Here is an 18,929-nt window from a genome sequence, read left to right as displayed (position 1 = left end):
GCCGAGAGCGCGGTCCCTCGCCCGCCGACGCAGAGGCCCTCCTCTCCGCCGACGTTCTGCCGGAGCCGGCCGGGTGGCACGATGTCCGCATGGCCTCCGACCGCCCCGTCCTGCTCGTCGTCGACGTCGCCGACGGCGGCCGCGAGGACCCCGAGTTCGAGATCGAGCTCCAGCTGCTGACCGCGAGCGTCGTCTCGGCCGCCACCGCCGCGGGCTTCGTGGTCGACCGCGTCCCTGCCGAGCAGGCCGGCGCCGCCGAGCTCGAGCGCCGGCTCGCCGCCGCCGACGCCGTCGTGGTCACCGGAGGGGAGGACGTCGACCCGTCCCTCTACGGCGGCCGACCCGACGACCCGCACCGCGGCCAGTCCTTCCCCGCCGCCGACCGCGCGCAGATCGCGCTCGTCCGCCGGGCCGTCGAGACGCGGACCCCGCTGGTCGGGATCTGCCGCGGGATGCAGCTGGTCAACGTCGCCCTCGGCGGCGACCTCGTGCAGCACCTGCCCGGCGCCGGCCACGTGGGCCGGTCGGTCCCCGGCGAGCACCTGTCGGGGATGGTCGACCACCGCGTGGCGCTCGAGCCGGGCAGCGCCCTCGCCGGCATCCTCGGCGCCGCGGAGCTCGACGTCCGCAGCTCCCACCACCAGGCCGTCGACCGTCCCGGCGAGGGCCTCGTCGTGGTCGGCCGCGCCGACGACGGCACCGTCGAGGCCCTCGAGCACGAGTCCGCGCCGCTCTGGTGCGTGCAGTGGCACCCGGAGGACGCGGGCTCGCGAGGCACCGTGCTCACGGACCTGCTCGAGGCGGCGCTCGCCGCGACCGCTACTTGATCGACCCGCGCATCACTCCGCTGACCACCCAGCGCTGCGCGAAGAGGTACACGATCAGCAGCGGCGCCATCGCCATCAGGTAGGACGCGAAGGCGACGGTGTAGTTCGTGTTGAACTGCCCCTGGAAGACGTACTCGGCCAGCGGCAGGGTGCGGGCGGACGGGTCCGAGAGCACCACGAGCGGCAGGATGAAGTCGTTCCACGCCCACACGCAGGTCAGGATCCCGACGGTCGCGTTCATCGGGCCGAGCAGCGGGAAGATCACCTGCCAGTAGGTCCGCCAGGTCGAGGCGCCGTCGGTGCGCGCCGCCTCCTCGAGCTCGATGGGGATCGAGCGGATGAAGGCCGTGTAGATGAACGTGTTGATCGAGAGCCCGAACACGGCGTAGAGCAGGATCAGCCCGGCCTGGTTGTCCAGGCCCAGCAGGGCCGTCTCCTTCACCACCGGCAGCATGATGATCGGGAACGGCACGAAGACCGCGGCGAGCAGGTAGAAGTAGACGCCCTTGAAGAACGGCCTGTGCATGTTCCGGGCGACCGCGTAGGCGACCATCGAGTTCGAGAACAGCGTCAGCACGACGGCTCCGACCGTGATCAGCGCGGTGTTCACGAAGGCCTGCGGGAAGCGGGTCGCCGTCCACGCCTCGGCGAAGTTGCCCCACGAGATCGAGGTCGGCAGCTCGAACCCGGTGCCGCCGAGCTGGTCGGGCGTCTTCAGCGCGGTCACGACGGCGAAGTAGAGCGGCAGGAGGATCGTCAGCGAGCAGACCGCGATGAGCGCGGTCGCCCACCAGTTGATCCGGTAGGTGTCGCGGGAGGGCCGGCGCCGCCCCTCGGGCTCGCCGAGGGCGATCGCGGTCGTGGGGGTGATGGTCGATGTCATCAGAACGACGCCTCTCTGCGGCTGAGGACTCGGAACTGGATCAGCGAGACCACGATGATGATGAGGAAGTAGAGGACGGCGTTGGCCGTCTGATAGGCGTACTCGCCGCCCTGGAAGCCGCCGCGGTAGATCAGCAGCGTGATCGACTCCGTCGAGGTGCCGGGACCGCCGTTGGTGAGGGCGATGATGTGGTCGAACACCTGGAGGAAGTTCTTCATCGAGATGACCATGTTGATCGTGAAGAAGGAGGCGATCAGCGGGAACGTGATCGAGGTGAACTGCCGCCACCTCCCCGCTCCGTCGAGCGAGGTCGCCTCGTAGAGCTCGCCCGGGATCGTCTGGAGTCCGGCGAGGTAGATGATGATCGAGAAGGCCGAGGCCTGCCAGACCGCCAGCACCACGATCGCCACCCACGCCCAGTCGGCGTTCGCGAGGATGTTCTCGCCGATCACCGGGATCGCGCCGAGGATCTGCGGCAGCGAGTTCGCGAAGAGGTACTGGAACACGTAGCCGATGACCAGGGTCGAGAGCACGTAGGGGATGAAGTAGATCCCGCGGAACGCCGTCTGGAACTTGATCCGCGCGTTGAGGGCGACGGCGATGGCGAGCGAGATCACGTTCACCAGCACGGTCGCCACGATCGCGAAGCCGAAGGTGAACCCGTAGGCCTTCCAGACGCGGTCGTCCTGGAGGAGCGCGAGGTAGTTCGAGGCGCCGATCAGGTCCCAGGAGCCATAGCCCGCGTAGTCCGTGAAGCTGAAGAAGATTCCGGTGAGGACCGGGACCGTGTGGAGCACGAAGAAGAGCAGGACGGCGGGGACCGTCATCCAGTAGAAGGTCTTCGAGGTGCGGCCGATGGTGCGCTTGCGGCGCGCGGGCGGCGGAGGAGTGGTCGCCACCGCCTGCGCGGCGGCCGTCGTGGTCGTGGTCATGGGGTCACTTCCTGGTCGTGCGTGCCGCGACTTTGCGCCACTCACTGTCGAGGGTCCGGAGCGCCGCGTCGGCGTCCCCGCTGGCGAGGAACGCCTGGAGCGTGGGGTTGAGCGGGATGCTCGCGGGGATCTGGTGGTCGACGAAGCCGATCAGCCGTCCCTGCTCGAAGTAGGGCTGCAGCTCGGCCAGCGTGGGGTCCGAGTTGGGTGCGGCGCCGACCAGCGGCGAGAAGGCGGCCTGGCTCGCGACGTACGGCTCGACGACTCCGGGGGTCAGCAGGAAGTCGACGAAGCGGCGGGCCGCGTCGAGCTTCGGAGTGCCGCGGCCGATGGCGACGGCCACGTCGACGCCCGAGGTGACCTGCGTGTCCGCCGGGTCGTCGAGCACCGGGTAGGGGAAGACGCCGAGGTCGATGTCAGGGTTGTTCGTGCGCACCGGGTTGATCGCCCAGATGCCCTGCGGGTACATGGCCGCCTCGCCCGCGGCGAAGGCCTGGTTGCCGTCGTCGTAGCCGCGGCCGAACGAGCCCTCCTGCGTGTACGAGAAGAGCTGCCCGAGCCGCTCCATCGTCGTCGCGTAGTCCTTCGAGAACGAGACGGGGGAGTCGGGGCCGAGCGCCGCTCCCTCCTCGCGCATCGCGTCGAAGAAGCCGTCCGGCTGCAGCTGCCCGCCGAGCGCGTTGAAGGCGGGGGCGCCGGTCCAGTTGTCGAGCAGGGCGCCGTAGAAGGGAGTGATCCCGGCGGCGGTGAGCGTCTCGCAGACGGCGATCAGCTCGTCCCAGGTGGTCGGCACCTCGATCCCGTTCTCGGCGAAGATCGTGCGGTTGTAGAGGATCCCGTCCGCGTTGTTCGCGAAGGCGAGCGCGTTCACCTCCTTCCCCTCGAAGCTGCCGAGGGCGGCGAGGATGTCGAGGGCCGCCGGGTTCACCCGCTCGACCAGCTCGTCGCCGGTGAAGTCGTGGAACACGCCGGCCTTCGCGAGGTCGGCGTAGTAGCCGCTGCCGTTCAGGGTCAGCACGTCCGGCACCTTGTCCTTGACGAGCAGGGTGCGGATGGCCGTGTCGGGGTCGGGCACGTTGTTGGCGATGACCCGGATGTCCGGGTTGGCCGCCTCGAACTCGCGGATGATCCGCGCGAAGTCCTCCACCGCCTCCGCCTTGAACTGGAAGAAGTCGAGCGTGGTCACTCCGTCGCCGGCGCCGGGGGAGGCGCAGGAGGCGAGGGCCGCGGCGGACGCCGCGGCGAGCGGCACCGAGAGGAACAGCCGCCGGGAGAACCCGGGGGGATGCGGATGAGCGGACATGCGGCGCCTCCTTGCGCGTGGGGACAGGTCTCAGGGCGCGCTCGACCGCGGAGGGCGGTGCGAGAGCAGGTGCGGCGGCGGGGGAGCGGGGTCGGCTCCGGAGCCGGGAGGGCGGGTCAGAGGGCGGTGAGCACGAGCACGACGAGCTGCTCCGGATCGAGGACGGGGGCCTGGAGCCCGACGGTGCCCAGCACACGGCCGCGGAGCGCGGTCCCGTGCTCGGCCCAGCCGAGCGGCGACTGCCCGGGGCCGCCGAGCGGCGACGTGACCGGGGCGAGCGCTACGGAGTAGGTGCGCTCCGGGTCCAGGCCCGGGAGCGTGATCCGTCCGGGCGGGTAGGTCTCGCCGGTGCGCAGCTGGGTGAAGGTGAAGAGGGCGGCGGAGCGGTCGGCGGCGACGACTCCGGAGAGCGAGGCGGCGTCGTCGGCGAGGTCGGCGCGCACGACCGTCCCGGTGTGCAGCAGCGCCCGGTGCTCGCGGTGGAAGGCGACCCAGGCGGTCAGCTCCTCCTCGACGGCGGGGGCGAGATCCGAGACGTCCCACTCGATGCCGAGGTGGCCGGGCAGCGCGGTGCCGGCGCGGAAGGCGAGCGAGTGGGTGCGCTGCGTCGAGTGCGACCGCGGCCCTCCGATGTGCTGCCCCATCAGCTCGGGCGGCACCACCAGCTGGGTGAAGGGCTGGATGGTCTGCCGCTCGAGCGGGTCGATGCAGTCGCTCGTCCAGATGCGGTCGGTGCGGGCGAGGATCCCGAGGTCGACGCGGGCGCCCCCGGAGGCGCACGACTCGATCTCGACGCCGGGATGCCGGGACCGCAGCTCGTCGAGCAGGCGGTAGAGCGCGAGCACGTTCTCGTGGACGGCGGAGCGACCGGTGGCGGGCGAGACCGCCTCGATCACGTCGCGGTTGTGGTCCCACTTGAGGTACGCGATCGGGTACTCGATCAGCAGCGCGTCGAGGGCGTCGAGCACGTGCTCGAACGCGCCGCGCTGCGAGAGATCGAGCACCTGCTGCTGCCGCCCCGAGGCCGGGAGATGGCCGGCCGGGCCGAGGATCCACTCCGGGTGCGCGCGGGCCAGGTCGGAGTCGGGGCTGATCATCTCGGGCTCCACCCAGAGGCCGAACTGCATGCCCAGGCCGGTGACGACGTCCGTCAGCGGGGTGAGGCCCTCCGGCCAGACCGCGGGATCGACGGTCCAGTCGCCGAGCGCGGCGGTGTCGTCGCGGCGGCCGAGGAACCAGCCGTCGTCGAGCACGAAGCGCTCGACCCCGATCCGCGCGGCCCGCTCGGCGAGGGCGGTGAGGCGAGCGAGCTCGTGGTCGAAGTAGACGGCCTCCCAGGTGTTGAGGGTGACGGGCCGCGGAGCGACGGGGTGCTGCGGGCGGGCGCGGAGCGACGCGTGGAACCGGGCCTGCAGAGCGCTGAGCCCGTCGCCCCAGGAGCCGTAGGCGACCGGGGTCTCGTAGCTCTCGCCCTGCGCGAGCTCGATCTCGGCGGGCCGCAGCAGCTCGCCGGCCGCGAGGAGCGAGACGCCCTCGACGGTGCGCTCGGCGCGGAGCGAGGTGTCGCCGCTCCAGCCCAGGTGGACGCCGTGCACGAGCCCGCGCTCCCAGCCGAAGCCGGGCGTGCCCGCGGCGAGGAGGAGGGTCGCGTCGGCGCCGGGACGGCCGCGGCGGGTGCGGCGGGTGTGCTCGCCGATGGTCAGTGGGCGGCGCTGCGGGTGGCGCTCGCGGAGGTGGTGCCCGGTGGTGTCGAGGATCTCGCGCGCGGTCGCGGGGAGCGGGAAGCCGAGCTCGAAGCGCTCGAGGCGGAACGGGCGGGCGTCGAGGTTCTCGACCCGGGCGCGCTGGGTGAGCAGGCCGGCCGCATCGACCTCGAGGTCCACGGTCAGCCGGACGCCCGCGCCCGTGGCGACGGTCCGGAGGGCGGAGCCGAGCGCCTCGATGCTCTCGACCTCGAACCGCTCCGACGCGGCCGCGCGCTCGTGGGTGCCCTCGAAGGTGGGGGCGTGCTGCCAGCCGTCGGCCTCGACGGCGACGAGGCCGAACGGCGCGAAGGCGTCGAGCCCGCCCGAGACGCGCTGGGGGAGGGCGGCGTCTGCCAGGGCGGATAGTTCGGCGGCGGAAAGATCTCCGAGCGCGGCGCCCCAGTGCACGATAGTGGGGAAGGTGACGAGGCGGGCGTCGACGACGACGCTGGTGCCCCCGTCCTGCAAGTGGAAGAGGCGCGATTCCCGGCCGGAGAGGGTCAAGGAGTCGTTCGTGGGGGCGATGCTGCGGTGCATGGCTTATTTCTAGAGCAGAAGTAATAGGGGTGTCAAGAGCGGCAGGAGTGGCCGGATCCGTTCCTGGTTCGGCGCAGTGCCGGTAGCTTTCTACCAGGCCGGAAAGAAGGAGCCCCGTGACCGACACCATCGTCGCCGAGGACGCCTCCGGGAGCTCCTCCGAGCTCCTGGCGCGCGAGGTCCTGATCCACGGTCCCGTCTCGCGGGCCGAGCTCGGCCGCCGCCTCGGCCTCTCGCCCGCCAGCCTGACCCGGCTCGCGCGCCCGTTCCTCGACGGCGGCCTGGTCGTCGAGGGCCCCGAGCAGAGCACCGGAGTCGGCCGCCCCGCCCGCCCGCTCGACATCCGCGCCGACGCGCTGAGCTTCGCGGGCGTGAAGATCACCGGCACCGAGGTCCTCGCCGTCCGCACCGACCTGCGCGCGCGGACCGAGCGGGAGCTGGTCCGCCCGCTGCCCGGCACGGAGCCCGCCGACGTGATCGCCGCGATCGTCTCGGTCGTCGACGAGCTCGGCGGCCCCTCCGCTTTCGCCGGCCTGGGCGTGACGCTCGGCGGGAGCATCGGCGCCGACGGCCGGGTGAGCCGCGCGCCGTTCCTCGGCTGGCGCGACGTCGACCTCGCCGCTCCGCTCTCCGCTGCCCTCGGGCTGCCGGTCGCCCTCGAGAACGACGTGGTCGCGCTCACGGGAGCCGAGCACTGGTTCGGGCGAGGCCGCGGCATCCCGCACTTCGCGGTGCTCACCGTCGGCGCGGGCGTGGGCTACGGACTGGTGGTGCACGACCGGGTGGTCGCGCCCCCGGAGGCGGGGCTCGGCCTGGGCGGCCACTACCCGCTGGATCCCACCGGGCCCGTCTGCGAGGCCGGCCACCGCGGCTGCTCGACCGCGATGCTCAGCCTGCCCTCGCTCCTCCGCCAGCTCTTCGTCGCCACCGGCCGCGAGCTGAACCTGGCCGAGGGCTTCGCCGCCGCTCGCGCGGGCGACCCCGGTGCCGAGCGCATCCTCGCCGACTCCGGCAACGCGCTCGGGACGATGATCGCCGCGATCGGCAACCTCTCGATGTCCGGCACGGTGATCCTGGCCGGGGAGGGCGTCGCCCTCTACTCGGAGCAGGCCGCGGTGGTGGACGCCGCGATCGCGGCCACGCGCGACCCGGACGCTCCGCCCCTGGCGCTGCTCGTCGACGACGGCGGGCTGGTGGAGTGGGCGCGCGGCGCGGCGGCCGTCGCGATCCAGCGGCTGCTGCCGCGGATCGCGCTCGGGACGCTGGGGTAGCGGGGCTCCGCGGCGCGCACGCGCTCGGGGTGCCGGGCGGGCGCTCGGGGTGCCGGGCTGGCGGGTCTCCGCGCCCAGTGGGCCGTCGGCACGCTCGCCCCGGATTTCAGCGCCGCGCGGAGGCTCGGGATGTCGGCCCGGCGGGCGTCCGCTCCGGGCGGGTGCCGGGACGCCGGCCTCGCGGGCTAGGCGCCGAGCGCCGAGCCGGGCAGGTCGGTCTGCAGGCCGTCGACGATCCGGCCGAACGCCGCGATCGCCTGGTCGTCGCCGAGACGACCGGAGTCGACTCCTCCGGCGATGCGCAGGACCTCGGCCCGGCGCTCCGCCCTCTCCACCGCGTCGAGCCCGGAGGCCCCGATCGCTGCGGATGCGCGCACTCGCGCGACGATCGTGCCGACGTGCCATCTGCCGCGTGCCATCTGTCTCCTCCTGAAATCCCCGCCTCTCTTCGGAGCGGACGCACACCCGGATGGGTGCGCGTCCCCGGGTCCTCACCCCCGTCGCTCCGGCGATGCGTCACGAACGGTCGTCATCCGGCCGCCGTGGCGACCGTTCGTGACGCATCGATCGAGCCGGGGGTGCCGGAGCGCCCGCTCGCGGAGAGGGGGCCGGGGCGCCAGACTGACGGCGAGCGGAGGGAGGCACGATGCGACGCCTCCGCGCCCTCGCCGCCGCGCTGCTCCTCCTGCCCGCCCTCGCGGCCTGCGCGCCGGGAGGCGCGACGGGCGCCCCGAGCGGCACCGCGGCGGCCACCGTGGCTGCGACCACCGCCACCCCGTCTCAGGCCGCCCCCGACCCGGCCCGCTCCTCCGCCGCGTCCGCCCCGGCTCCCGGGGTCACCGTCTCCGTCCAGCAGGACCGCTCCGACATCGCCGGCGGCACCATGGCCTTCGAGGTCCACAACGGCAGCGGCGTCCCGATCGAGGTCACCGCGGCCCGCCTCACGGACTCGCGCCTCGCCGCCCCGCTCACCTGGACCGGCGGCACGGGCGTCCCCGACGGGACCTCGCGAGACCTCCGCGTCGACCTGCCCGAGCCCGCCTGCCCGGCCGCGGAGGCGCCCGCCGCGCTCGAGGTCGTCCTCGCCATCGACGGCCACGGCGAGCACGCGTACCCCGCCGACGACCCTTTCTCGTTCGTCGACGCTCTCGCCCGGTCCGGATGCTTCGCCCGCACCGTCGACGCCGACCTCGCCCTGCGGATCGACACGTCCGGAGGCGCCGCGCACGAGCCGGCCCGCCTCACCATCACCGCCGACGTCCGGGGCACCCCCCTCGTGCTCCGCAGCGTCGACGCCACGATCCTGCTGCAGCCGCCCGACGCCGCCGACGCCTGGACCCTCGACCGCTCCGTGCCCGCCGGGACCCTCGACTCCGTGGTCCTGGACGCCGTCCCCACCCGCTGCGACACCCACGCGCTCGCCGAGGACAAGGTCGGCACCCGCCTGCCGATGACCGTCGAGACCGCGGGCCGGCAGGGCACCGTCGTCGTCGCCGCGACCCCCGAGCAGAAGGGCGAGCTCTACGCGTTCATCACCGCGTACTGCTCGTCCTGAGCAGGGGTGGCGGGCGGTCCGGGGACGCGGACGTCGGCGCCGCGGACGCGTCTCGCCGTCCACCTCGGCCGTCACTCGCCGCCGCTCGCCCGCATCGGCAGGTTGCGCCGTCGGCCGCGCCGAGCCGGTCCCGCCCGCCGTGGGACGAGCCCGGCCTGCCCCGCCCGCCGTGGGACGAGCCCGGCTTGCGCCGCCCGGTGGCTCGGCTCAGCCCGCTCGACTCAGCTCAGCCCGGTCCAGCCAGCGCCCCGCTCCGCTGTGCGCGCCCCAGCCGCGCCCGTCCGCTTCACGCCGGCGCCGTGCTCAGCGCCTGCAGCCCCGTCACCCGCAGCAGGTCGAGCCGCGCCTCGTCCTCACTGCCCGGCGCCACCGTGTAGACGACGATCCGCAGGTCGGTGCCCGGAGCCGTGAGCACGTCGCAGTCGATCGTGACCGGTCCGACGGGCGTCCGCGTCACCGTCTTCCGGCTCGCGCGGTGCTCGGCGATGCGCGCCTCCGCCCAGCGCCGCTCGAACTCGGGCGACTCCTCGCGCAGCCGGGCGACGAGGGCGGCGAGCACCGGATCGCGCGGGTAGCGTCCGGTCGCCGCGCGCAGGTCGGCCGCGAGGTCGCTCGCGAAGTCCTCCTCGTGCTGCGCGTCGAACTCGGTGCCCGCGTGGCCCGAGGTGAAGTGCCGCCAGACGAGGTTCCGCTCCAGCCCGGTGAACACCGAGGGGTCGCCGTTGAGGGCGGCCCAGAGCGGGTTCCACAGCAGGATGTCGTGGGCCGCCGTGAACACCGCGAGCGGCACGTCGCCCAGGCGGTCGACGATCCGCTGCACGCCCGGGCTCACGTGCTGCGGCACGACGCCCGGCGAGGGGACGGCGGCGCCGGCGACCCGGTAGAGGTGGTCGCGCTCGCTGTCCGTGAGCCGGAGCGCCACCGCGAGAGAGCGGAGCATCGACGGCGACGGGTTCCGTGCGCGTCCCTGCTCGAGCCGCACGAGGTAGTCGACGCTCACGCCCGAGAGCGCCGCCAGCTCCTCGCGGCGCAGGCCCGTGGCGCGGCGGCTCGAGCCCGCGGGCAGGCCGACGTCGGCGGGACGGATGCGGTCGCGCCACGAGCGCAGCACCGTGGCGAACTCCTCCATGCCGCCCATCCTCCTCCGCCCGCCGTCGCCGAGCCAGGTACTGCCGGTCCCCCCGTCGAGCGCGGCCTGGTCGAGGCCCGACCACCCGCGCAGGATGGGCCCATGACCACGACACTCATCACCGGAGCGAACCGCTCCCTCGGCCTCGAGACCGCCCGCCGACTCCTCGAGGCGGGCCACACCGTCTACGCCGGCATGCGCGACACCGCCGACGGCGACGCCGCCCGCGCGCTCGGCGCCCACCCCGTCCGCCTCGACGTCACCGATCAGGCGAGCGTCGACTCCGCGATCGCCTCCCTGCCCGGGCTCGACGTGCTCGTCAACAACGCCGGAGTGCTGGGCACCTCGTTCGGCGTCGACGACCTCACCCCGGAGGCGATGGCGGGCGTCCTCGAGACGAACGTCGTCGGCATCGTCCGCGTCACACAGGCCGCGCTCCCGCTGCTGCAGGCCTCCGCGGCCCCGGCCGTCGTGAACGTGGCGTCCGGAGTCGGCTGGCCGCGCTGGCTGAGCACCGAGGGCCACGACGAGTTCCCCGTCACCGCGATCCCCTACGCGGCATCGAAGGCGGCGGTCGTCGCGCTCACCGTGCAGTACGCGAAGAACCTGCCGGCGATGCGGATCAACGCGAGCGACCCCGGCTACACCGCGACCGACTTCAACGGACACGGCGGGCACCAGACCGTCACCGAGGGCACGGACGCGACCGTCGCGCTCGCCCTGCTCGGCTCCGACGGGCCGACGGGCGAGTTCCACGACCGGCGCGGGCGCATCGAGTACTGAGCGGCGGGGAGGGCGGGCGCGACCGGCCGGACACCGGCCCGGACCCGGCAGGCGTCCACGTGCCCGTTCGAGGAGCCGCTGCCCCGAGCGCGGCGTGCGTCCACGTGCGCGTTCGAGCAGATCCCGCCCCGACCCTACGTGCGTCCGCGCACGCCCGAGACGCGGTGAGGTCCCCGAACCCGCCCTCGGCGCACCGGCCAGCACATGGTGATGAGGTGTCCTGTCTGCGCGGTCACCGGTCCTCGGTGCTGGGCTGTGAGTGACGGCCGGAGCCGGGACGCTGCCCACCGCGTGACAGAGGGCCGGATGAACCGCCGGCCCGACGGTGCGTGCTCGCTCCGGTGCGCCTACCGACTCACCGCGTCTCGTGTCAGCTCTGCAGCTCGACCCCCCAGTTCGTCCTCTGGACGTCGGCGTCGAGCCCGCGCAGCTCGCGCGCCACGGCGTCCGCCTGCTCGCGCAGCTCCCGCACCGGCAGCGCGGGCAGGCGGCGCAGCTCGCTCCGGAGCTGGCGGTAGCCGCGCTCGCCGGCGGCCGCGTCGGCCGCGCGGGTCAGGAGGCTGTGCCGGGCGCGCAGGGCCTCGCGCCGGGCGAGCGCCGCGGTCAGCACCTCTCCGGTGGGAGTGGTGGCCGTCGCGTTGGTGAGGTTGATCGCCGTGACCAGCCGCTTGAGCTCGCCCAGTGCGCGCGTGCAATCGGCGAGCAGCTCGGCCGGGTCCTCGGTCGGCTCCTCCCCCTCCTGGTAGGAGGCGTTCGCGACGATCCGCGACTGGAGGGCCTCGATCCGCTTCTGCAGGTCGGCCCGCTCGAGGAGTGCTTCGGCGAGAGTCATGCGACCAGGCAAGCACACATCGGCGCGACCCGCGCCCCTAGGCTGCGACCGTGCCGCTGCAGAACCATCCCGGAGACGTCGAGTTCCCCGTCCGACCCCGGCTGCGCTACGCGCGGGCGGCCGATGCGCACCGTCGCGGGCAGGGCGCCGGACGCCGCGCCCTCCTGGTGACGGCCTTCGCGGCTCCGGTGGGCCTGGTCGGCTTCGCATGGGGGCTCGCGCTCGGCGGCGGCGAGAGCGTCGTCGCGTTCACGGCGTTCGCGTTCGCACTGGCCTTCGGGCTGCTCGCCGCCACGGTCGGCTTCCAGCAGTGGGATGCGCGCGCGCCGCGCCGCGAGCAGCTCGCCTACCTCGGCGCGGCCGACTCGCCGACCCCGTCCCTCCGCCAGCAGCAGCTGCTCGCGCTCGACGCGGTCAGCGACTTCTCGTTCGCCGGCTGGAACTCCTCCCTCGCGTTCCAGCCCTCCTGGGCCGAGCTCCCGGAGGAGCTGCGGCGCCGCTACGCCGACGGAGCGAAAGGAGCGCCCTGGCAGCAGCTGCCGCTGCATCCGCTCGTCGAGCACCGGGTCGCGCTCGACCGCGACTTCCGCATCGCCTCGGCCGACGACGTGGAGCTGCTGGTCGCCGACGTGCTCACCCGCGGGCCGCTCTCGACCCGCTTCGCCGAGGTCTCGGCCTCCGCCGACGCCGAGCGGATGCGCTCCCGGGTCGCCGCGCTCACCGGCGGCAGCGAGTTCCACCTCCTCGAGCTCGCCCAGGCGGTCGACGGGCGTCCGCCGCTGCTCCTGCTCGCGGGCGACGCCGAGCGCACGATCGGCGCGATCCGCTACGCCTACGTCGCCGGCTACCTCCCGGCGGCGCGGGCCTGGGAGCTGCTGGCCGCGGTCGGCGACCGCGTCTTCGAGCGCTACTCCGGCTGGGACGCCTACTGGGCCGACGCGGCCCTCGCCATCGCCTTCCGCACCGACTCCCTCGGCGCGGTGCAGCACCACCACCGTCTGCGCGCGGAGCTCGCGGCCTCGGGGTGGCCGGCGGCGGCGGTGCCGTACCCGGGCTGAGCGCGGGGCGGCTGCGGAGACGGTGCGACCGAGCTGGAGCTTCCGGACCGGAGGCGTGCGCCCGCGCATTTGTCGCCGGCCGCCGACAGGGCTGTCGACCCGGAGAGCTTCGCCCCCGGCGTCAGCCCAGCTTCGAGGCGGGCACCGTCTCGAGGTGGAGCAGGTCGCGGCGCAGGCGCTGCGAGCGGACGTAGCTGCTCAGCACGTGCTCGGGCGAGGGCGGGGAGTCGCTCCCGCCGAGGAGGGCGCGCGCGGTCGTGAGGCGTGCGCGGCGGATCTCGTCGAACACGGTGGTGCCGTTCCGCGCGAAGGTGCGCTGCAGCGTCCGCTTCGGGACGCCGAGGCGCTCGCAGATCTCCTGGACCGAGAGGCGGGGGTCGGTGGACATCGCGGCGATCAGGGCGAGGGCGCGCGTGTAGACGTCCTCGCTGCTCTCGCGCGGCAGCGAGGTCGCCAGCACAGCGCCCGCCAGCTGCTCGACGGCGGCCCGCACCAGGGGGAAGGCGGGGGAGTCGGCGTCGAGGGTGGAGCCGAAGGTCGCGTTGACGGTCGAGAGCAGGATTCCGCGGCTGGCCGCGTCGGCCTCGGTGACGACGGCGCCACGGTCGGCCGAGTCGACCAGGCCCAGCAGCGGGCGGTCGAGGGCGATCTCGGTGCGGGCGCTCGGGGTGTCGGTCACGATCGTGAACGGGGAGTCGCAGTGGAGGAAGGCGATGTCACCCGGCGCGACGCGGACCTCGAGCGCCGCCGGATCGTCCGGCTGGATCACGAGCGCGCCCTCGAGCGGGATGATCAGGCGGACGCCCGGGCCGGCGGCGGAGGTGCGGTGCAGGCGGGCCGGCGAGTGCCAGATCCGGAGCACGTCGACGCCGTCGCTGCAGAGGGTGTCGGCCACGATGCGGAACGCGCCGTTCGCGCGGACGTCGACGCCGCTCTGCGCCAGCCACGCGGCCGCCGCCGTGTCCCGGCGGGACACCCCGCGATCGACGATCGGTCGGCTGCCTTCTGCGATTCCCCTCACGGCGGAGTCCTTTCCTCTGGCGCGTCCTCCGTACGACGCGATCCCTCTACCCTGGCCGATCCGGCCCGGTGGTGAGAAGTCTTCATGCGATCGCATCGTCGCTCACCTCCACCGCAAGGTGTCGGATCCCGCCATCGGGGGACGGAACCTGACCTCCGGGGTGCGCCTCGGATCGACGTGGACCTCGAGCGCGGCGACGTCGGTGAACGGCCGGTCGTCGCTCGTGCGGCCCCGCAGCACGATGGAGTGGCGGAGCGTCCGGGGCGCCCGCAGCGGCGCGATCGTGTAGTGCGCGACGGCCACGAACCCCGCTCCCGGGGCGACCCGCTCGGGCCGGCCGACGACGGTGACCGGGGCCTCGTCGTAGTCGAGCTCGGCGCCCGAGCCGTCGGTGAAGGAGCCGCAGAACAGGGCGAGGTCGTGCAGGGCGGAGGTGCCGGAGTTGTGGAACTGCATCCAGAAGGTGATCACGGCGACGGAGCCGCACGCGGGCGCGAGCCGCACCGCGCTGCCGTCGAGGACGAGGTGCGGAGGCGCATCGAGCGTCGGAGCTCCGAGCATCAGCCGCGCCGCCTGACGCCCGCCGCCGGTGCGGCCACCGGTTCCGCTGCGCGTCCCGCCAGCTGCAGGAGGCCGCACGCGGCGACCACTCCGACGAGGGCGGCCGCCCAGCTCAGGTCCTGCTGGTCGAACTCCCGGAGGTGCGCCAGGACGCCCGTGAATCCGAGGATCCCCTGGGCCGCGGCGACGGTGGCGAAGGCGAGCAGCGCGGCCGTGGCGGCGACCGCGGCCGGGGCGGGCGGGTCGCCCTCCGAGTCCTGGGCGAAGCGGCGGACGGCGTGCGCGAGGGCGAGTGCGCAGAGGGCTGCGGCGACGAGGGCGGCCGCGGTGTAGGCCGGGCCGGCGGCCAGCAGGAGGAGGGCGCCGACGACGACCCGCAGGCAGGCCGGGAGGACGCCGGGAGCGCTGCATCCGCGCGCGCCCGGGCCTCCCCCGAGGGCCGCGGCGCGGGCGCGGGACTCCTCGAGGCGCCTCCGGACGCCATGAGGACCAGCGGCGCGGAGCAGGGCGGTCGCGCCCGAGGCGAGCAGCGCGACGCCGCCCTCGTCTTCCCCCTGCTCGTCGGCGTCGGCAGGGGTCATCGGGTCTCCTTCGGGGCGGGGACGGGGCGCGGCACCTCGATGATCCGTCCTCGCGGAGCGCCTCGGGAGGCCGGGCGCGAACGCTCACGAGGCAGGCGCGCCAGAACGTCAGAACGCGCCAGTGGACCGTGCCGCCGAGCTGTGCCAACGGCACCGCGGAACGTGCCACGCGCCTCCGCGTGCCCGCTGCGCGCTGTTTCGAGACGGCCTACGCTCACCGGATGGACGAGGTGCGGGACGCGTACGGCGCGCGGGCGGAGGAGTACGCGGCGCTGCTCGGATCGGTCGACGCGGGGCCCGCGGCCGATCGCGAGCTGATCGGGTCGTGGGCCGACGGGCTGGGGGGCACGGTCGCCGATGTGGGCTGCGGGCCCGGGCACTGGACGGAGTTCCTCCAGCGGCGCGGAGCCGCCGCTATCGGCGTCGACCCGGTGCCGGAGTTCGTCGCTCTGGCGCGGGCGCGGTTCCCGGACGTCCCGTTCCGGCTCGGCTCGGCGCTCGAGCTCGACGTCGACGGCCTCGGGGGCGTTCTCGCGTGGTACTCGCTCATCCACCTGCCGCCGGCGGAGCTGCCCGGCGCGGTCGCGGCGCTCGCCGCGCACCTCCGACCGGGCGGAAGCCTGCTGATCGGCTTCTTCGAAGGGCCGCGCTCGGAGGCGTTCGCGCACGCCGTCGCACCGGCGTGGTTCCATCCGCTCGCCGAGATGCGCGCCCTCGCCGAGCAGGCCTGCCTCGAGGTGACCCACTCGCTCCGCCGCAGCGCCCCCGGCGTCCGCGACCACGGCGAGCTGATCGCTGTACTCCCGCGCTGACGCCGAGCTGATCGCCGGCCTCTGATCCGGACGCCGCCGACGCCGCGCTGGTTCCGTGCTGACGGCACCCGCTCCCGCTGGTCACCGGCGGCCGACGTCCCGGCCCACCGCATCCCGCCGAGACACCACCGCCCCGCCGAGGCGCCGCCGTCTCAGCGGTGCTTCGGCGATCCCGGCGGTGTATCGGCGGACGAGGGCCGCCGCGCCTAGAGGCGGTCGGCGCGCCACTCCGTGGGGATCTCCTCGCCGCGGCGGAACGCCTCCTCCTCGCGCTCGCGCAGCTCGACGCGGCGGATCTTGCCCGAGATCGTCTTGGGCAGGGGGTGGAACTCGACGCGCCGCACCCGCTCGAAGGAGGAGAGCAGCTCGCGGGTGTGGGCGAAGATCGCGCTCGCCGTCTCGGCGGTCGGCTCCCAGCCGTCGGCGAGGGTGACGTAGGCCTTCACCACGCTGTGGCGCACCTCGTCCGGAGCCGGGACCACTGCGGACTCGGCGACGGCGGGGTGCTGCAGCAGCACGCTCTCGACCTCGAACGGCGAGATCTTGAAGTCGGAGGACTTGAAGATGTCGTCGGTGCGGCCGACGAAGGTGATCGTGCCGTCGACCGCGCGGACCGCCACGTCGCCGGTGTGGAAGTAGCCGTCCGCGCGGGCGCGCTCGGTGCGGTCCTCGTCGCCGAGGTAGCCGGACATCAGGTTGACGGGTTCGACGGACAGGTCGAGGCAGATCTCACCGGTGGAGGCGGGCTCGCCGGTCAGCGGATCGACGAGGGCGATGGCGACGCCGGGCAGCGCGCGGCCCATCGCTCCGGGGACCACGGGGGCGCCGGGCGGGTTCGCGATGATCGCGGTGGTCTCGGTCTGGCCGTAGCCGTCGCGGATGGTGAGTCCCCACTCCCGCTCGACGGTCGCGATGACCTCGGGGTTGAGCGGCTCGCCCGCCGAGAGGATCTCGGTCAGCGCGCGCGGCTTCGCTCCCAGCGCCGACTGGATCAGCATCCGCCACACGGTCGGCGGCGCGCAGAACGTGGTGACCTCGGCCCGGTCGAGCTGCTGGTGCAGAGCGGTGGGGGAGAAGCGGCTGTAGTTGTAGACGAACACCGTCGCCTCGGCGTTCCACGGCGCGAAGAAGCAGCTCCACGCGTGCTTGCCCCAGCCCGGCGAGCTGATCGCCATGTGCACGTCGCCCGGCTGCACGCCGAGCCAGTACATCGTGCTGAGGTGCCCGACGGGGTACGACTCGTGCGTGTGCACGACCATCTTGGGCTTCGAGGTGGTGCCGGAGGTGAAGTAGATCAGGCACGGATCGGAGCTCTGGACGACCACGGTCGGGCTGATGCCGAAGGGCTCGAGCGAGTCGGCGTAGTCGAGCCAGCCCTCGACGGCGCCGCCGACCGCGATGCGGCCGAAGCCGCCCTCCATCTCGTCGAACTTGGCGGTCTCGGAGGCGTCCGCGATGACGTGCGCGACCTCGCCGCGCTCGAGGCGGTCGGCCAGGTCGGCGGGTGAGAGCAGGGTCGTCGTGGGGAGGATGACCGCGCCGAGCTTCATGATCGCGAGCATCGACTCCCAGAGCTCGAGGCGGTTGCCGAGCATGAGCATCACGTGATCGCCCTGCTCGACGCCGACCGAGTGGAGCCAGGCGGCGACCTCGTCGGAGCGCCAGCGCATCCGGTCGAAGGAGTACTTCTCCTCGGAGCCGTCCTCCTCCACGATCCAGAGGGCGGGGCGCTCGTTGCCGATGGCGATCGCGTCGAACCAGTCCACCGCCCAGTTGAAGCGGGGCCCGACGTCCGGCCACTGGAAGGCCTCGTTCGCGGCGACCGCATCGCGGCGGTGCTGCAGGAGGGTGTCGCGGGCGGCGCGGAAGCTCCCGGTGGGGTTCATGCATGTCTCCGTAGCGGTCGAGGTCCGGCCGCTGGCGGGACCGACCCCCATTCTGCTCCCGCTGCGGTGCCGGGTGCTGCGTGGGGGAGGCCCGGTGGGGATGTCCGTCGGAGGGAGCACCTGTGGAGGAGCGGTCGAGTCCGTTTCGCGAAGGACGCGGCGTCAGCGGGAGAGCGGAGGGCTCGCCCGCCGCAGCAGGCGCTCCCTCCGCTCCCTCCGCGGGACCTCAGTACTTGATGGACTGACCGCCGTCGATCGGGAGGACGGTCGCGTTCACGTACGAGGCGTCGTCCGAGAGGAGGAAGGCGACGACCGAGGCGATCTCGTCGGCCTCGCCGTAGCGCTTGGTCGGGTTGACCTGGATGAACTCCTCGGCCGCCTTGCGCGGGTTCTGCGGGTCGAGCTGCTTCATCGAGTTCTCGACCATCGGGGTCCAGATGGCCCCGGGCGCGATCGCGTTGATGCGGATGCCGAACTCGCCGTACTCGATCGCGGAGTTGCGGGTGAGGCCGACGACGCCGTGCTTGGCGGCCGCGTAGCCGGACTGGTTGCCGATCGCGGTGATGCCGCCGACGCTCGCGGTGTTGACGACCATGCCCGAGCCCTGCTCGCGCATCACCTTCAGCACCTTCTCGAGGCCGAGGAACACGCCGCGGAGGTTGATCGCGACGACCTTGTCGAACTCGTCGGCCGTGAAGTTCTCGGTGAGGTTCTGGCGGCCCTCGATGCCGGCGTTGTTGAAGAAGCCGTCGATCCGGCCGAAGGCCTCGAGGGTGCGCGCGACATAGGCGTCCACGTCCGCCTCCTTCGACACGTCGGCGAGGACGGTGATCGACTCGGTGCCCTCGGGCAGGACGTCGACCGTGGCGGCGAGGCCCTGCTCGGAGATGTCGACGAGGGCGAGCTTCGCGCCCTCCTGGGCGAGGCGGACGGCTGCGGCGCGGCCCAGGCCGGATCCACCTCCGGTGATGAGGACGACGCGGTCGGTGAAGCGGGTGCTGGTGGTGGTCATGACGACTCCTGCTCGAAGAGGGATGGGCTCGGAGGCCGTGTGGTCGGCGAGTCCGTATCCATGCGTCTGCATGCAATTGGCTCCACGATACTCCACAGGTGTCGGTTGAGTCTGAGTGCGCGGTCAGGGATGGAGTGATCCGGGCTGCGGGCGCCCGCAGCCCGGATCACTCCATCCCTGACCGCGCACTCAGACTCAACC

The 18,929-nt window shown here is 73.6% G+C and carries 18 protein-coding genes; 6 read left to right on the top strand and 12 right to left on the bottom strand.

Going from position 1 to position 18,929, the window contains the following annotated elements; genetic code table 11:
- Window positions 1–89 precede the first annotated feature (89 nt).
- Window positions 90–827 (top strand): gamma-glutamyl-gamma-aminobutyrate hydrolase family protein, encoded by a 738-nt coding sequence (locus tag C5C54_RS06515; RefSeq protein WP_104287996.1) that lies wholly within the window; start codon window positions 90–92, stop codon window positions 825–827.
- Here the strand turns inward: C5C54_RS06515 and C5C54_RS06510 are convergent.
- From C5C54_RS06510 to C5C54_RS06495, 4 genes are all read right to left on the bottom strand, one after another.
- Window positions 820–1,710 (bottom strand): carbohydrate ABC transporter permease, encoded by an 891-nt coding sequence (locus C5C54_RS06510; RefSeq protein WP_347877594.1) that lies wholly within the window; start codon window positions 1,708–1,710, stop codon window positions 820–822. The two genes, C5C54_RS06515 and C5C54_RS06510, sit on opposite strands and share 8 nt — an antisense overlap.
- Window positions 1,710–2,642, bottom strand: a complete 933-nt coding sequence (locus C5C54_RS06505) for a carbohydrate ABC transporter permease (protein ID WP_104225874.1) — start codon at window positions 2,640–2,642, stop codon at window positions 1,710–1,712. The genes C5C54_RS06510 and C5C54_RS06505 overlap by 1 nt, the downstream gene beginning before the upstream one ends.
- A 4-nt stretch (window positions 2,643–2,646) precedes the next feature.
- Window positions 2,647–3,945: an ABC transporter substrate-binding protein gene (locus C5C54_RS06500; RefSeq protein WP_104287995.1), complete on the bottom strand. Its 1,299-nt coding sequence runs from the start codon at window positions 3,943–3,945 to the stop codon at window positions 2,647–2,649.
- 116 nt (window positions 3,946–4,061) lie between these two features.
- Window positions 4,062–6,227: an alpha-galactosidase gene (locus tag C5C54_RS06495; RefSeq protein WP_104287994.1), complete on the bottom strand. Its 2,166-nt coding sequence runs from the start codon at window positions 6,225–6,227 to the stop codon at window positions 4,062–4,064.
- Window positions 6,228–6,343: 116 nt separating this feature from the next.
- On the opposite strand from C5C54_RS06495, the gene C5C54_RS06490 reads away from it, so the two are divergent.
- Window positions 6,344–7,498, top strand: a complete 1,155-nt coding sequence (locus C5C54_RS06490) for an ROK family transcriptional regulator (RefSeq protein WP_104287993.1) — start codon at window positions 6,344–6,346, stop codon at window positions 7,496–7,498.
- Window positions 7,499–7,683: 185 nt separating this feature from the next.
- Here the strand turns inward: C5C54_RS06490 and C5C54_RS06485 are convergent, their stop codons facing one another.
- On the bottom strand, window positions 7,684–7,917 hold the full coding sequence (locus C5C54_RS06485) for a hypothetical protein (RefSeq protein ID WP_104287992.1): 234 nt from the start codon (window positions 7,915–7,917) through the stop codon (window positions 7,684–7,686).
- A gap of 227 nt (window positions 7,918–8,144) precedes the next feature.
- On the opposite strand from C5C54_RS06485, the gene C5C54_RS06480 reads away from it, so the two are divergent.
- Window positions 8,145–9,053 (top strand): hypothetical protein, encoded by a 909-nt coding sequence (locus C5C54_RS06480; protein WP_104287991.1) that lies wholly within the window; start codon window positions 8,145–8,147, stop codon window positions 9,051–9,053.
- A 286-nt stretch (window positions 9,054–9,339) separates the two neighbouring features.
- On the opposite strand, the gene C5C54_RS06475 is transcribed toward C5C54_RS06480, so the two are convergent.
- Window positions 9,340–10,182, bottom strand: a complete 843-nt coding sequence (locus tag C5C54_RS06475; protein WP_104287990.1) for a helix-turn-helix transcriptional regulator — start codon at window positions 10,180–10,182, stop codon at window positions 9,340–9,342.
- A 102-nt stretch (window positions 10,183–10,284) separates the two neighbouring features.
- Between C5C54_RS06475 and C5C54_RS06470 the strand changes: the two genes are divergently transcribed.
- A complete protein-coding gene (locus C5C54_RS06470) occupies window positions 10,285–10,965 on the top strand; it encodes an SDR family NAD(P)-dependent oxidoreductase (protein WP_104287989.1) in 681 nt (226 codons plus the stop codon).
- A gap of 370 nt (window positions 10,966–11,335) precedes the next feature.
- Here C5C54_RS06470 and C5C54_RS06465 read toward each other — a convergent pair whose 3' ends face one another.
- A complete protein-coding gene (locus C5C54_RS06465; protein WP_104287988.1) occupies window positions 11,336–11,797 on the bottom strand; it encodes a DIP1984 family protein in 462 nt (153 codons plus the stop codon).
- A gap of 50 nt (window positions 11,798–11,847) precedes the next feature.
- Here C5C54_RS06465 and C5C54_RS06460 point away from each other — a divergent pair, with 50 nt between their 5' ends.
- Window positions 11,848–12,855, top strand: a complete 1,008-nt coding sequence (locus C5C54_RS06460) for a DUF1266 domain-containing protein (RefSeq protein WP_104248304.1) — start codon at window positions 11,848–11,850, stop codon at window positions 12,853–12,855.
- Between the two features lie 121 nt (window positions 12,856–12,976).
- On the opposite strand, the gene C5C54_RS06455 is transcribed toward C5C54_RS06460, so the two are convergent.
- The 3 genes from C5C54_RS06455 to C5C54_RS06445 all read right to left on the bottom strand — a co-directional run bounded on the left by C5C54_RS06455 (window position 12,977) and on the right by C5C54_RS06445 (window position 15,018).
- A complete protein-coding gene (locus C5C54_RS06455; RefSeq protein ID WP_181027279.1) occupies window positions 12,977–13,831 on the bottom strand; it encodes a helix-turn-helix domain-containing protein in 855 nt (284 codons plus the stop codon).
- Window positions 13,832–13,978: 147 nt separating this feature from the next.
- Window positions 13,979–14,437, bottom strand: a complete 459-nt coding sequence (locus C5C54_RS06450) for a hypothetical protein (protein WP_104227480.1) — start codon at window positions 14,435–14,437, stop codon at window positions 13,979–13,981.
- A complete protein-coding gene (locus tag C5C54_RS06445) occupies window positions 14,437–15,018 on the bottom strand; it encodes a hypothetical protein (protein WP_104287987.1) in 582 nt (193 codons plus the stop codon). Before C5C54_RS06445 ends, C5C54_RS06450 begins: the two co-directional genes overlap by 1 nt.
- Window positions 15,019–15,239: 221 nt before the next feature.
- On the opposite strand from C5C54_RS06445, the gene C5C54_RS06440 reads away from it, so the two are divergent.
- Entirely contained in the window at window positions 15,240–15,830 is a 591-nt protein-coding gene (locus C5C54_RS06440; protein ID WP_104287986.1) for a trans-aconitate 2-methyltransferase, read from the top strand.
- Between the two features lie 206 nt (window positions 15,831–16,036).
- On the opposite strand, the gene C5C54_RS06435 is transcribed toward C5C54_RS06440, so the two are convergent.
- Together C5C54_RS06435 and C5C54_RS06430 are read right to left on the bottom strand one after the other, a co-directional pair.
- Window positions 16,037–17,716 (bottom strand): AMP-binding protein, encoded by a 1,680-nt coding sequence (locus tag C5C54_RS06435; RefSeq protein WP_104287985.1) that lies wholly within the window; start codon window positions 17,714–17,716, stop codon window positions 16,037–16,039.
- A gap of 226 nt (window positions 17,717–17,942) precedes the next feature.
- Window positions 17,943–18,728, bottom strand: coding sequence for a glucose 1-dehydrogenase (locus C5C54_RS06430; protein WP_258063242.1), 786 nt, complete (start codon window positions 18,726–18,728; stop codon window positions 17,943–17,945).
- Between the last annotated feature and the right edge of the window lie 201 nt (window positions 18,729–18,929).

The sequence above is a fragment of the Rathayibacter sp. AY1F2 genome, from assembly GCF_002930885.1.
Classification (GTDB): Bacteria; Actinomycetota; Actinomycetes; order Actinomycetales; family Microbacteriaceae; genus Rathayibacter.
The sequence above is the reverse complement of the archived record's forward strand: the minus strand, read 5'-3'. Positions and strand labels throughout refer to the sequence as shown.